At 39.4% G+C, this 13,496-nt stretch carries 11 protein-coding genes and 10 tRNA genes; 16 read left to right on the plus strand and 5 right to left on the minus strand.

Annotation, left to right across the window (positions count from 1 at the left end):
• Positions 1-6: 6 nt before the first annotated feature.
• The 4 genes from I6F10_RS14310 to hemA are packed head-to-tail and all read right to left on the minus strand — an operon-like array spanning position 7 to position 4,797.
• On the minus strand, positions 7-1,551 hold the full coding sequence (locus tag I6F10_RS14310) for a response regulator (protein ID WP_197099054.1): 1,545 nt from the start codon (positions 1,549-1,551) through the stop codon (positions 7-9).
• A 54-nt stretch (positions 1,552-1,605) separates the two neighbouring features.
• Positions 1,606-2,445, minus strand: a complete 840-nt coding sequence (prmC, locus tag I6F10_RS14315; RefSeq protein WP_197099055.1) for a peptide chain release factor N(5)-glutamine methyltransferase — start codon at positions 2,443-2,445, stop codon at positions 1,606-1,608.
• A 2-nt stretch (positions 2,446-2,447) separates the two neighbouring features.
• A complete protein-coding gene (prfA, locus tag I6F10_RS14320) occupies positions 2,448-3,533 on the minus strand; it encodes a peptide chain release factor 1 (RefSeq protein WP_197099056.1) in 1,086 nt (361 codons plus the stop codon).
• Positions 3,534-3,540: 7 nt separating this feature from the next.
• On the minus strand, positions 3,541-4,797 hold the full coding sequence (gene hemA, locus I6F10_RS14325) for a glutamyl-tRNA reductase (protein WP_197099057.1): 1,257 nt from the start codon (positions 4,795-4,797) through the stop codon (positions 3,541-3,543).
• A gap of 83 nt (positions 4,798-4,880) precedes the next feature.
• Here hemA and lolB point away from each other — a divergent pair, with 83 nt between their 5' ends.
• From lolB to I6F10_RS14405, 16 genes are all read left to right on the plus strand, one after another.
• Positions 4,881-5,468, plus strand: a complete 588-nt coding sequence (gene lolB / locus I6F10_RS14330) for a lipoprotein insertase outer membrane protein LolB (protein WP_033020640.1) — start codon at positions 4,881-4,883, stop codon at positions 5,466-5,468.
• 2 nt (positions 5,469-5,470) lie between these two features.
• Positions 5,471-6,328 carry a 4-(cytidine 5'-diphospho)-2-C-methyl-D-erythritol kinase gene (gene ispE / locus I6F10_RS14335; protein ID WP_138489384.1) on the plus strand — a complete coding sequence of 286 codons (858 nt, stop codon included), beginning with the start codon at positions 5,471-5,473 and terminating at the stop codon, positions 6,326-6,328.
• Between the two features lie 88 nt (positions 6,329-6,416).
• Positions 6,417-7,364 (plus strand): ribose-phosphate pyrophosphokinase, encoded by a 948-nt coding sequence (locus tag I6F10_RS14340; RefSeq protein ID WP_002958550.1) that lies wholly within the window; start codon positions 6,417-6,419, stop codon positions 7,362-7,364.
• A gap of 149 nt (positions 7,365-7,513) precedes the next feature.
• On the plus strand, positions 7,514-8,125 hold the full coding sequence (locus I6F10_RS14345; protein WP_002958549.1) for a 50S ribosomal protein L25/general stress protein Ctc: 612 nt from the start codon (positions 7,514-7,516) through the stop codon (positions 8,123-8,125).
• Positions 8,126-8,144: 19 nt separating this feature from the next.
• Positions 8,145-8,729: an aminoacyl-tRNA hydrolase gene (gene pth / locus I6F10_RS14350; protein WP_002958548.1), complete on the plus strand. Its 585-nt coding sequence runs from the start codon at positions 8,145-8,147 to the stop codon at positions 8,727-8,729.
• A 53-nt stretch (positions 8,730-8,782) separates the two neighbouring features.
• Complete coding sequence (gene ychF, locus I6F10_RS14355; protein WP_002958547.1) at positions 8,783-9,874, plus strand: redox-regulated ATPase YchF; 1,092 nt, start codon at positions 8,783-8,785, stop codon at positions 9,872-9,874.
• A 455-nt stretch (positions 9,875-10,329) separates the two neighbouring features.
• Positions 10,330-10,406 (plus strand) — tRNA-Met (locus I6F10_RS14360).
• 46 nt (positions 10,407-10,452) lie between these two features.
• Positions 10,453-10,537 (plus strand) — tRNA-Leu (locus tag I6F10_RS14365).
• A gap of 39 nt (positions 10,538-10,576) precedes the next feature.
• Positions 10,577-10,651, plus strand: a tRNA-Gln gene (locus I6F10_RS14370).
• A gap of 5 nt (positions 10,652-10,656) precedes the next feature.
• A tRNA-Met gene (locus tag I6F10_RS14375) sits at positions 10,657-10,733 on the plus strand.
• 89 nt (positions 10,734-10,822) lie between these two features.
• Positions 10,823-10,907 (plus strand) — tRNA-Leu (locus I6F10_RS14380).
• A 40-nt stretch (positions 10,908-10,947) separates the two neighbouring features.
• Positions 10,948-11,022 (plus strand) — tRNA-Gln (locus I6F10_RS14385).
• Between the two features lie 71 nt (positions 11,023-11,093).
• Positions 11,094-11,178: transfer RNA gene (locus tag I6F10_RS14390), tRNA-Leu, on the plus strand.
• Positions 11,179-11,217: 39 nt separating this feature from the next.
• Positions 11,218-11,292: transfer RNA gene (locus I6F10_RS14395), tRNA-Gln, on the plus strand.
• Positions 11,293-11,363: 71 nt separating this feature from the next.
• Positions 11,364-11,448, plus strand: a tRNA-Leu gene (locus I6F10_RS14400).
• Between the two features lie 40 nt (positions 11,449-11,488).
• Positions 11,489-11,563: transfer RNA gene (locus tag I6F10_RS14405), tRNA-Gln, on the plus strand.
• Between the two features lie 91 nt (positions 11,564-11,654).
• On the opposite strand, the gene I6F10_RS14410 is transcribed toward I6F10_RS14405, so the two are convergent.
• A complete protein-coding gene (locus I6F10_RS14410) occupies positions 11,655-13,250 on the minus strand; it encodes a putative bifunctional diguanylate cyclase/phosphodiesterase (protein ID WP_197099058.1) in 1,596 nt (531 codons plus the stop codon).
• Positions 13,251-13,496: the final 246 nt, after the last annotated feature.

Raw genomic sequence — 13,496 nt, forward strand, 5'->3', positions numbered from 1 at the left:
AAAAATTTAATCAGGAAAACGGCTAAGAACCGCCTCTAACTCATCAAGCTTTTCGTTAAATACTTCAACCATTTTTGGTTCAAAATGTGTGCCTTTTTCAGCATTAATTTCATCAACCACATTTTGTAATGTCCAAGGCTCTTTATAACACCGTTTATGGCGAAGTGCATCGTATACATCAGCAAGTGCGACTATGCGACCAAATACATTAATTGCGTTTCCGCTTAGACCTTGTGGGTAACCAGACCCATCCCATTTTTCATGATGCTCTTTTGCAATAATTGCACCTGTACTCACAATTTCATGGGGAGAGTCTTTTAAAATAGTATAGCCTTTATCAGTATGGGTTTTCATCACTTCCCATTCTTGAGGTTCTAACTTTGCTGGTTTGTTTAAAATCGCATCAGGAATACCCACTTTACCTACATCATGAAGAGGAGACGCCAACCTTACTAAATCTGCATCATGTTTAGATAAACCATAGCCCTCAGCTAAAATATGACAAATATGTGCTACACGTTTAACATGATTACCTGTCTCGGTTGAGCGCTGCTCTACTGCTTCACTTAACCTATAAACAAGCTCTTGTTGTGTCGCTTCTATTTCAGACTGAAGCTGCACATTTTCAAAGGCAAGTTGCACATTTTGAGAAAATATTTTGATTAAATGACGCTGAGTATCCGTTAAATCCTTTGGGACACCTGATATGAACAGCATTGAATTATGATTGTACTCACTACTGCAGTACGCAAATAAGTAATTATCTTTATAAATGATACTTTTATCATTAAGCGCCTGATGACACGCACTTAACTGCTCAGCTTGTAATACCTCATCAAGCTCTTTACCTTCACTTTTTTCAAAATCGCCAGTGCCAGAGCAAACTATTAGTCTTTTATTTTTTTCATGTTCTGGGTTTTGTGCAACTAAAGTGGTGGCATACATAGCTTGATCAGCAATACCCAATAAAGATGTTAATTGCTGCATAACGCCTTCAATAAAGTGCTCTATTGAATGCGCAGAAAAAATATCACGAGACGCTATAATTATTTTCTCAAGCCCTTCGCGTGATTGCTCAATCGAAATAATATCCCGATACGAGCGTAGGCTCGACATAATAACAGTAAATAATTTTTGAGCCGTTAGCTCCGTTTTCGATTTGTAATCGTTAATATCATAATTAATAATGACTTGACGTTCAGGTGCCTGGCCAGGTTGGCCTGTTCTTAAAATAATCCGTATATGATTATTTTTAGCTTCTTCACGAATAAACTTAGCAACCTGCAAACCAGCGTCGTCGGTTTCCATTACCACGTCAAGTAGCACAATAGCGGCATCTGGATGCTCTTTTATGAGCTCTTTCGCTTCAGCACCTGAGTAGGCACTAATAAACTCTAAGCGTTTATTTTGAAATTCAAAATCACTCAGTGCTAGTTTTGTAACAGCATGAACTTCAGGTTCATCATCAACGATTAATACTTTCCAGGTACCGTGTTCAATCTCATCGATTGTTTCTTCTGGTTCATCTGAAAATAAAAAATCACCCATCATAGTCGAAATTCCTTCATGGCATTATTTAACGCACTAGTAGGAAATTATTATTCTCTAGGGCCACAGTGCAAGTGTTACACGGTCATTGTTACCAAGGTCTTTCACTGTTTTAATATTAACAAACGCCATTTTTTCAAAAAAATGACGAACAGCTTCACCTTGCTCAAAACCGTGTTCTATTAAAAGATAGCCATTAGATGACAAATAGTCACGTGATTGTGTAATTATTTGTTTAATATCAGACATTCCGCAATCATCAGCCACTAATGCCGATAGAGGCTCAAAGCGCACATCACCCTGATTTAAATGTATATCACTACTTTCTATATAAGGAGGGTTAGTGACAATTAAATTGAATTTTTCGCCATGCAACTCACTAAACCAGTTACTTTGTTTAACATGTACATTATTAATCGCTAATCGCTGCTGGTTACGTGTAGCAAGTGCAACTGCATCGCTTACTCTATCTACTGCAGTAATTTGCCAATTAGGCATTTCACTACCCAGTGCCAACGCTATTGCACCAGTACCTGTGCCTAAATCCAGCACTTTTGCTGTAGCGGGTAGCGCTATTTCAAGTGCTTGCTCGACTAATGTTTCAGTATCTGGTCGAGGTATTAGGGTCGTTGCGTTAACTTCAAGCGATAAGCTCCAAAATTCACGCAGCCCAGTTATATGGGCTACGGGCTCACCTTTTAAACGTCTTTGGATAAATACATTAAACTGCGATTGTTGCTCATCACTAAGCGTATGTTCTGGCCAAGTAAAAAGGTAACTGCGAGGTTTTTGAAGTATATGAAGAAGTAAAACTTGTGCATCTAATTTAGCACTTTCGCTGCTAAGTGCTAATAAGTCAGCACCTGCAGCAATTGCTTGTTCAAGAGTGTGAGCCACAATTACTCGTCGCCCATGGCCGCAAGTAAGTCAGCTTGATGCTCTTGCATTAATGGGTCAATAACACAGCTTAAATCACCGGCTACCACTTCGTTTAAACGATAAAGTGTTAAGTTAATACGGTGATCGGTAATACGACCTTGCGGGTAGTTATAAGTACGAATACGCTCAGAACGATCGCCACTACCTACCAAGTCACGACGTTCAGAGGCTTCTGCCGCATGGCGTTTTTCATCTTCAGCTTGTTGCAGTCGAGCTGCAAGTACTGACATCGCTTTAGCGCGGTTTTTATGCTGCGAACGCTGATCCTGACACTCAACCACAACACCGGTAGGTATATGTGTAAGTCGAATAGCAGAATCAGTTTTATTTACGTGCTGACCACCTGCGCCTGATGCACGAAATGTATCAACTTTTAAATCTGCTGTATTAATTTGTATCGCTTCTGCTTCTGGTACTTCTGCCATAACCGCAACAGTACACGCTGAGGTATGAACACGACCTTGTGATTCAGTCTCTGGTACACGTTGTACGCGATGTACGCCTGATTCAAACTTTAATTGACCGTAAACACCTTCGCCACTGATATTTGCAATAACTTCTTTGTAACCGCCATGCTCACCTTCATTGGTGCTTACAACTTCTACTTTCCATTTTTTATTTTCTGCGTAGCGGCTGTACATACGAAATAAGTCACCAGCAAAAATAGCCGCTTCATCGCCGCCCGTCCCTGCACGTACTTCAACAAACACGTTGTTGTTATCTCGCGGATCTTTTGGCAACATTAATACTTGAATTTGATCTTCAATCACTAGTATTTGTGCTTTTGCTTCTTTATATTCTTCTTGCGCCATTTCACGCATTTCAGGGTCAGAATCTTTAAGCATTTCTTCTGCACTGGCTAAATCGTCTTGCGTTTCTTTATAGTTTAAAAACGTTTTTACAATCTCTTCAAGCTCAGAATACTCTTTTGAAAGCGCACGAAAACGGTTTTGATCACTAATGACCGACGGGTCGCTTAGCAGCGCTTGTACTTCTTCATAACGCTCTACTAAGGTTTCTAATTTATTATAAACAGACTCTTTCATTTAACGGTTATTCCTGATCAATACCTAACATTTTTTTCAACTGGTTTAGCTGCGCCACTTCACCTTTTTTCGCTGCATCTTGTATTGCACGGGTAGGCGCGTGCATTAAGCGATTGGTTAATTTATTGGCGAGCTCTAATATAATTTTTTCTGCATCTTTACCTGTATTGAGCTGACTAACAGCACGCTCTACAAGTTCAGACTTAATTGTTTGTACATCGTTTCGATAATGGCGGATTAAATCTACCGAATCGAGTGAACGCATCCACATTGCAAATTCTTTGGTGCGTTCAGTAATAATTATTTGCGCTTGCTGTGCAGCTTGCTCGCGCGCTGCCATATTCTCGCTTACAATGGTTTGTAAGTCATCAACGGAATATAAATAGGCAGCATCTAGCTCCCCAACTTGGCTTTCTATATCACGCGGAACCGCTATATCTATAAATAGCATAGGTTTGTGACGTCGCTGCTTTAGCGCCTGCTCAACCACCCCTTTACCAATAATAGGCAAAGTGCTGGCTGTAGAACTAATCACTATATCGGCTTTATGCAAACGCTCAGGCAATTGCGCCAAAGCAATCACATCTGCCGACACTTCGTCAGCTAAGTTACGAGCTCGCTCAATAGTTCTATTTGCAACAGTGATATTTTGAGGCTCATTTTGGTATAGATGTTTAGCAACCAATTCAATGGTTTCACCTGCGCCAATTAATAACACATTGGTCTTATCAAGCTTGCCATAAATATGCTTTGCCAAGTTAACTGCAGCAAACGCTACCGATACCGCACTTGCGCCAATATCGGTTTCAGTTCTAACTTGTTTCGCTACTGAAAATGTTTTTTGAAACAACCTATCAAACGTAACACCTACTGCATCGTGGTTTTTAGCACTAAAAAACGATTGCTTTATTTGCCCCAGAATTTGCGGTTCGCCCAACACCAAAGAATCCAACCCACACGCCACGCGCATTAAGTGATTAATAGCATCGTTATCTTCGTAGCAATAAGTGTTTTTGCTCAGTTCATGTTCATCCAAACCATGGAAACTGGCAAGCCAGTTCAACAGTGTTTGGGAATTTTGCTGAGCGAGGCTACAATAGATCTCGGTTCGATTGCAGGTAGACACAATAACCGCTTCATTAAAGTCGGCATGGCCACTTAATTGTTGCAACGCCTCTGAAATTTGCTCAGGCGAAAAAGCCACTTTTTCACGTAATTCTACGGATGCGGTTTTGTGATTTATACCTAGTGCTATTATGGTCATATTTGCCAAATATTGCTGAGCCCTACTTCAAAGGCGGTAATTTTACCAAAAATCAGCGGAATATGGAAAGTAAGGAACAACATTTGATTCGACAATATTTGATTTTATTCATGTTTTTTTTGTTTTTAGGTGGCTGTGCTCATCAAATTGATACAAAAACAACACTTTATGATGATTGGAAACCACGTTTAGCTGCTCAAAAAACTTGGCAAGTAGAAGGTAAGCTTGCATTTATTAGCCCAGAAGAGCGTCAATCTGCAAACTTAAATTGGCAGCAAACAACAAATTCCAATAATTTAATACTGACTACATTTATTGGTACTCGTATTTTGTCGCTTAAACAAACAGCTAACGGTGCTGAATTAGAGTTTGACGGTGAACAATATTTTGATACTAACGCTGCAGAGCTTTTAAAAAGATTAACGGGTTTTACACTACCGGTTGATAATGCCGATAACTGGCTCAAAGGCACTATTGACGATGAAAGTTTAATTGTTGATGAGCTTGGGCGTGCAAAGCAAGTATTATGGTTTGATAATACAGGCAAAAAATGGCAAATAGATTATGGCACTTATGTACAAAACGCAGGTTACTGGTTACCTACTAAACTGACGTTAAAGCACCAACAAATAAAAATTAAAATTCAACTATACGATTGGCAGTTTAAATAAGTATGAATAACAAAACCTCTTTTTCACTTATTGCTCCGGCAAAACTCAATTTATTTTTACATATTAATGCTCGCCGAGAAGATGGCTATCATGAACTTGAAACCTTATTTACTTTTTTAAATTTTGGTGATGAGCTGCATTTTGAGTTAACAACAGATGGGAGTATTTCTGTCGGTGGTGATACTAAAGACATCCCTCTAAATGATAATCTCATCTATAAAGCGGCTTTATTATTACAAACACACTGTAAAACCTCTTTGGGTGTAAAAATAAATTTAATTAAGCGCTTGCCGATGGGGGGCGGTGTTGGAGGAGGTTCATCTGACGCAGCGAGTACTTTATTAGCCCTAAATAAGTTATGGAAATTGGCACTAAATTTAGAAACACTAGCACAATTGGGGCTCAAGTTAGGGGCAGATGTTCCGGTGTTCATACAAGGTCAAAGCGCCATAGCGCACGGTATTGGTGAAAAACTACACCAAGTAACACTTGAACAAAAATGGTACTGCGTTGTACACCCTAACCAACATGTAAGTACCGCAAAAATATTTACACATCCAGATTTAAAACGCGACACACCAAAAATAATAGGCGACTGGAAACACCATACTTTGACCAACGATTGTGAGCCTTTAGTTAAAAAGCTTTGCCCCGAGGTTGAAAAAACCCTCCAGTGGTTGCTAAAATACGCACCGTCGAAGATGACCGGAACAGGTTCATGTTGTTTTGTCGAATTTGCTAGCCAAGTTCAAGCACAAGATGTACTTGAAAATCTCCCCCATACTTGGCAGGGTTTTGTGGCTTCAAGCGCAAATGTCTCACCTGCTCATACGGAGTTAACCGCCATATTCGATCAATGAAGTAACGTACAAGTAATCATAAGTTAACCCGCAGTGATATTTATCATTGCCCGTTAGTCCAAATATTCAGTGCCTGAGGAACCCTACCGTGCCTGACATGAAGCTCTTCGCTGGTAACGCAACACCTGAGTTAGCTCAAAAAGTTGCAAAACGTTTATATATTGAATTAGGCGATGCTGTTGTTGGCCGTTTTAGCGACGGTGAGATCAGTGTTCAAATAAATGAAAATGTTCGTGGCTCGGACGTTTTTATCTTGCAATCAACCTGTGCCCCTACAAACGATAACCTGATGGAACTTATCGTTATGGTTGATGCTCTACGTCGTGCATCTGCAGGTCGTATTACTGCCGTCATTCCTTATTTTGGTTATGCGCGCCAAGACCGTCGTGTACGTTCTGCTCGTGTTCCAATTACCGCTAAAGTTGTTGCAGATTTCTTATCAAGTGTTGGTGTTGACCGTGTTCTTACGGTTGATTTACACGCTGAACAAATCCAAGGCTTCTTTGATGTACCTGTAGATAACGTATTTGGCAGCCCTGTATTACTTGAAGATATGAAAGAACGCGACTTTGAAGACGTCGTTGTTGTATCTCCAGATATTGGTGGTGTTGTACGTGCTCGTGCAATTGCAAAATTACTAAACGATACCGATTTAGCAATCATTGATAAACGTCGCCCTCAAGCAAATGTTTCTCAAGTAATGCACATTATTGGTGACGTTGAAGGTCGTGATTGTATTATCGTAGATGATATGATTGATACCGGTGGTACATTGTGTAAAGCCGCAGAAGCACTTAAAGAACATGGCGCTAAGCGTGTATTTGCATATGCAACGCACCCTATCCTTTCAGGTAAAGCAGCCGAAAACTTACGTGACTCAATGATTGATGAAGTAATTGTAACTGACTCAATTCCGCTATCTGATGAGCTTAAAGCCCTTGATAAAGTTAAGGTACTTACGCTTGCTGACATGTTAGCAGAGACTATTCGTCGTATTAGTAACGAAGAATCTATCTCAGCGATGTTTGAACACTAAAATTAAACATTCCTGAATATAAAAGCGCCTTTTGGCGCTTTTTTTGTAAGCGATGTTTATTTTATCTGGGCGTGGTGGTATGATAGCGCGCCTTTTGGCTAGGGACCTTGGTCGCAAAGGCCCTACACATTTAAATAACTGGAGACATCATGTCTAACAAAACTTATACGTATAACGCTGAACTTCGCGTAGAAACTGGTACTGGTGCGAGCCGCCGCCTACGTCGCGAAGACAAAGTTCCTGCAATCCTTTACGGAGCTGATAAAGAAGCTTTATCTCTTACTTTTGCTCATAAAGATATGATCAAAGCTCAAGAAGACGAAGGTTTCTACACGCATATCCTTACGCTTAACGTTGATGGCGAAGCTGTTGAAGTAATCTTAAAAGATATCCAACGTCACCCATTCAAGCCTAAGCTTACTCACCTTGATTTCCAACGTGTAGATGCTACTCATAAATTTCAAACTAAAGTTCCTCTACACTTCATCGGTGAAGAGATTGTAACTAAAGCTGGCGCAACTGTTGTTCACCAGTTAACTGAAGTTGAAATTACGTGTCTTCCAAAAGCACTTCCAGAATTCATTGAAGTAGATGTTTCTAAGTTTGTTGTTGGCGATTCAGTTCATATCTCTGACCTAACTTTCCCTAAAGGCGTTAGCTCTGTAGATTTAGCTAAAGGCGAAGGCCATGATCAGTCTATCCTGACTATCAAAGCAAACAAAGCAGCTCCAGTTGAAGACGACGCTGCAGCAGCAGAATAATATTTAAGGTCTCGCAACCTTGAATTCTATTCAAATGCTTGTGGGCCTGGCTAATCCAGGCCCCGAATACGCAAACACACGCCACAATGCAGGTGCTTGGTTCATCGAGCAAATCGCTGCACGCTATAACTGCACTCTAAAACACGATCCTAAATATCACGGCCTTACAGGCAAAGTGATCATTCAAGGCCAAGAATTCAAATTATTGATCCCCACTACTTACATGAATTTAAGTGGTAAAGCGGTCAGTAGTTTAGCTAATTTTTTCAAAATCCCTGTCGAGGACATTTTAGTTGCCCATGACGAATTGGATTTAGACCCAGGTGTTGCCAAATTAAAAAAAGGTGGCGGGCATGGCGGTCATAATGGTTTAAAAGACATTATTGCAAAAATGGCAAATCAAAAAGACTTTATGCGCTTGCGCATTGGTGTAGGTCATCCGGGGCATCGTGAAATGGTAACTGGTTGGGTGCTTGGAAAAGCGGCCAAAGAAGACCAAGAAAAAATGGATGCTGCTGTTGATGAAGCAGTTCGTTGCATGGAAATACTTGCAAAAGATGGTGTGTTAAAAGCACAAAACAGACTACATTCGTTTAAACCCTAGTAACTTGGGTCCAAGTACACCGTTTAAACGAATTCTAAACAAGGTATCTTACTATGGGTTTTAAATGTGGCATCGTTGGCTTGCCTAACGTAGGTAAATCAACGCTTTTCAATGCACTAACTAAAGCGGGTATTGAAGCCGCTAACTTTCCTTTTTGTACCATTGAGCCTAATACAGGTGTGGTGCCTGTGCCAGATCCTCGTCTAGACGAACTTGCTAAAATTGTTAATCCTCAACGAGTTCTTACCACTAGTATGGAATTTGTAGATATTGCTGGCTTGGTAAAAGGCGCATCTAAAGGTGAAGGCCTTGGTAACCAGTTTTTAGCTAACATTCGTGAAACCGATGCAATTGGCCACGTAGTTCGCTGTTTTGAAGATGAAAACATCATTCACGTAGCAGGCACTATTGACCCTGCTGACGATATTGACGTAATCAACACTGAGTTAGTACTTGCTGATATGGATAGCGCTGAAAAAGCCCTTTTCCGTAACGCAAAAAAAGCAAAAGGTGGTGATAAAGACGCCAAAGAGCAAAATGCCGTACTTGAAAAAGTAAAAGTGCATCTTGATGAAGGCTTAACTTTACGCGCTTTAGCATTAACTAAAGAAGAAAAAGCAGCAATCAGCTCTATCAACTTCTTAACTATTAAACCAACTATGTATATTGCAAACGTTGCTGAAGATGGTTTTGAAAATAATCCATACCTTGACCGTGTACGCGCTATTGCTGCAGCTGAAGATGCGATTGTTGTTCCTGTATGTGCTGCTATCGAATCTGAGCTTTCAGAATTAGATGACGAGGATAAGCTTGAGTTTATGGCTGATCTTGGCTTAGAAGAGCCCGGCCTTAATCTTGTTATTCGTGGTGGTTATGAATTACTACAATTACAAACTTATTTCACTGCGGGTGTTAAAGAAGTGCGTGCATGGACAATCCCTGTAGGTGCAACAGCGCCACAAGCAGCGGGTAAAATCCATACCGACTTCGAGCGTGGCTTTATTCGTGCGCAAACGATTGCTTTTGACGACTTTGTTGCCTTTAAAGGTGAAAGCGGCGCAAAAGAAGCAGGTAAGATGCGTCAAGAAGGTAAAGAGTACATTGTTAAAGACGGCGATGTAATGAACTTCTTGTTCAACGTATAAGTCAAATGAAACCAAATTAGTATTGGTAATAATTTTAAAGGCTCGTTTTTACGAGCCTTTTTTGTACCTCCAACGTTATAAACTTATAACATTGATATAGCCCCAACCTAAATGCCTACGTTTAATTTAAAAAAACACCCTAAGCAGAAGATCAAACCTCAATAATAAGTACCTCTTAAATAAATTAATGTTAAGATTTAACCAGAGCGTAATAATTTGTTGAATAATCAAACAGCTTCAAACTATTGGTTTTTGCTTTTTTTATTTAGCGACGAATTTTGTATGTGAATTGCACTCAAAAAATCATCATTTTTATTAAAATTTAGCCGCTTAGCTTAATTTTCCTGCAAACAAACACAGTTAAGTGTTTTTTTGCAAAAAAGGTGTTGACGAATTTGGGTCATATCAGCATAATACGCCCCGCACTCAGCGATGAAGTGCTAACAAAAAAAGATGGCTAAGTAGCTCAGCTGGTTAGAGCACATCACTCATAATGATGGGGTCACAGGTTCAAATCCCGTCTTAGCCACCATATTTTTTTGTTGCTCAATGAAGAGTTTAAAATAACTACCTTGTGTGCGGGAGTGGCGGAATTGGTAGACGCGCTGGATTTAGGTTCCAGTATCTTAGGATGTGAGAGTTCAAGTCTCTCCTTCCGCACCATAATTCTTGATAAGAATTAAAACTATCAATTGTTATTGTTGGGATATCGCCAAGCGGTAAGGCACCAGGTTTTGATCCTGGCATTCCCAGGTTCAAATCCTGGTATCCCAGCCAACAATGGCTAAGTAGCTCAGCTGGTTAGAGCACATCACTCATAATGATGGGGTCACAGGTTCAAATCCCGTCTTAGCCACCATTTCTTTTTTTAGAAGTGGCTCTGCAAGAGTTAAATTGCACTCAATGAAGAGTCTAAAATAACTACCTGTGTTTTATAACACAAACGATGCGGGAGTGGCGGAATTGGTAGACGCGCTGGATTTAGGTTCCAGTAACTTCGGTTGTGAGAGTTCAAGTCTCTCTTTCCGCACCATGTTCTTGATACGAACTAAAAATATCAATTAATTCTTTGTTGGGATATCGCCAAGCGGTAAGGCACCAGGTTTTGATCCTGGCATTCCCAGGTTCAAATCCTGGTATCCCAGCCAACTTCTTCTACCAAGGAAAGTTGGATAAAAGAATAACTCTTGCTTAGAGTTTAAATAAGCAAATTAGTGATGCGGGAGTGGCGGAATTGGTAGACGCGCTGGATTTAGGTTCCAGTATCTTAGGATGTGAGAGTTCAAGTCTCTCCTTCCGCACCATGTTCTGATAAGAACTAAAATTATAAAAGAATTCTTTGTTGGGATATCGCCAAGCGGTAAGGCACCAGGTTTTGATCCTGGCATTCCCAGGTTCAAATCCTGGTATCCCAGCCAACTTCTTCTACCAAGGAAAGTTGAATAAAAGAATTACTCTAGCTTAGAGGTTAAATGAGCACATTAGTGATGCGGGAGTGGCGGAATTGGTAGACGCGCTGGATTTAGGTTCCAGTATCTTAGGATGTGAGAGTTCAAGTCTCTCCTTCCGCACCATGTTCTTATTAAGAACTAAAATTAATATCAAATTTATAGTTGGGATATCGCCAAGCGGTAAGGCACCAGGTTTTGATCCTGGCATTCCCAGGTTCAAATCCTGGTATCCCAGCCAATTTGACTTCCTTCTCTAAAACTTCTCAATATTCATTAAATTCAGCTTACTTTTTCTGTACTTAAATATACATTTATAAATTCGTCTATATCTATTGGTTTGCTANGCTTACTTTTTCTGTACTTAAATATACATTTATAAATTCGTCTATATCTATTGGTTTGCTATATAAATACCCTTGTAAATAATCACAGTTCATACTCAATAGCGCTTGCTCTACTTCTTTGGTTTCTATTCCTTCAGCTACTACATCGCAATTTAATCGGCTCGCCAAAAACAACGTAGATTCTACAATAGCGTAATCAGGCGGATTAATGAGCATATCTTTGATAAACGATTGATCTATTTTTATCTGGTTTATGGGCAACTCCCTTAATAACGACAGTGACGAAAACCCCGTACCAAAATCATCAACACTAAATTTAAATCCACGCATACTTAACTGCTGCATCATTTTTCTTGCTGCGGGTATGTTTGTCATCATTGCCCCTTCTGTAATTTCAAATATTAGTGAATCACTTAAAGTCGGGTCAGTAGTAAGTAAGCTAATTATAAATTCGTAAAACTCGCTGCTTTCAATATCTTTCGTTGATAAGTTGACATGAATAGTGCCGGTGAACCCAAACAGTTTAAGTTTTCTAATATGGTTAACTGCTTCTTGTACAACCCATTTCGATAAAACAAAAATAAGCCCTGTACGCTCAGCTACACTTATAAACTTTTCAGGACTAATAAAGCTACCATCAGCTTGCGGCCATCGGATCAGCGCTTCTAGGCCATGCAATTGAATATCTTTGGAGTTCATTATTGGTTGTAAATAAAGCTCGAACTTCCCTTTGTGTAACGCGGCTTTAATTTTGACTGATAAATCAAAAAAGTCCTCAGCTCGTTTACCTATTTCAGATGAGTAATTTACTAAAGGTTGAAATGTCTTTTTTGCTTCATGCAATGCCAAGTTGGCTTTTTTTAATAACTGGTCAGGTAATCGGCTATCATCTGGGAAACGGCTTACGCCTATACTTAATTGTATTTTAACCATTTGCTCATGTGTACAAAACGGAGCTTTGACGGCTGAGTTTATAATATTTACACAGTGAGCCATGCTTTCATCAGTATCGGTATTCAGTAAGAACGCAAACTCATCCCCCCCTATTCGATATAACTTAGCAATGCCACATAGTTCTTTGCTTAACTTATTAGCAAAAGCAGCCAGTAGTTGATCACCACATTGATGACCAAACGCATCATTAATTTGTTTAAAATTATTTAAATCAATATAAAATAATGCAAATGAAGAAGGGTAATCGACTTGTTTACTCAAGGATTTAAAAAAGTTATTGCGGTTGGGTAAGGTTGTTAAGTTATCGTGTTCAGTTTGATATTTTTGATTCTGCGTTGCTTGCTCTATTTTAAGGATGCTTTTTAAACTCAGTTTGACAACTAAGAAAACAAACCCTGCACCACCAAATAATATTGTGGCAACTGCATTTCTTATTATTGGTGCCGTATCGTAATTTGAAAAGTAATAAAGTATCCACCAATACCCTAAAATAAAACAGACAATAGCGCATAACAGTACACTCCACGCTCTTTGCGATGTTTTTTTACAAACTTTAAAGGTTGTTTTTAAGCTAGCAACTAGCAGTAGCGCACCTAAAATAATTATTACTGAAAAAAAATTATCCACACATAGGCTCTTTAAAATTATTAAATTGCGGTTTAGTGATATAACCCTAGTCAAATTAAAATTTTATTTAATATAACTGGGTCACTATTTGTTCACTTAAAAACAGACATAAAAAAAGGCTCATAAATGCTGTCTCTTATACACAAATCCCTGCTAAGAAATTAGCGGGGATTTTTTTGAACTAAATCTCAATGTCATGATCAGATCTTCAAATCTTGTTTGAGGGCACATTATGATTAACGAACA

The organism is Pseudoalteromonas sp. SWYJZ98 (assembly GCF_015864495.1).
GTDB lineage: Bacteria > Pseudomonadota > Gammaproteobacteria > Enterobacterales > Alteromonadaceae > Pseudoalteromonas > Pseudoalteromonas distincta.

Coding starts and splice junctions, on each gene's coding strand:
- I6F10_RS14310 (WP_197099054.1), bottom strand. CDS start 1,551: ATGATGGGTGATTTTTTATTTTCAGATGAACCAGAAGAAACAATCGAT.
- prfA (WP_197099056.1), bottom strand. CDS start 3,533: ATGAAAGAGTCTGTTTATAATAAATTAGAAACCTTAGTAGAGCGTTAT.
- hemA (WP_197099057.1), bottom strand. CDS start 4,797: ATGACCATAATAGCACTAGGTATAAATCACAAAACCGCATCCGTAGAA.
- ispE (WP_138489384.1), top strand. CDS start 5,471: ATGAATAACAAAACCTCTTTTTCACTTATTGCTCCGGCAAAACTCAAT.
- I6F10_RS14345 (WP_002958549.1), top strand. CDS start 7,514: ATGTCTAACAAAACTTATACGTATAACGCTGAACTTCGCGTAGAAACT.
- ychF (WP_002958547.1), top strand. CDS start 8,783: ATGGGTTTTAAATGTGGCATCGTTGGCTTGCCTAACGTAGGTAAATCA.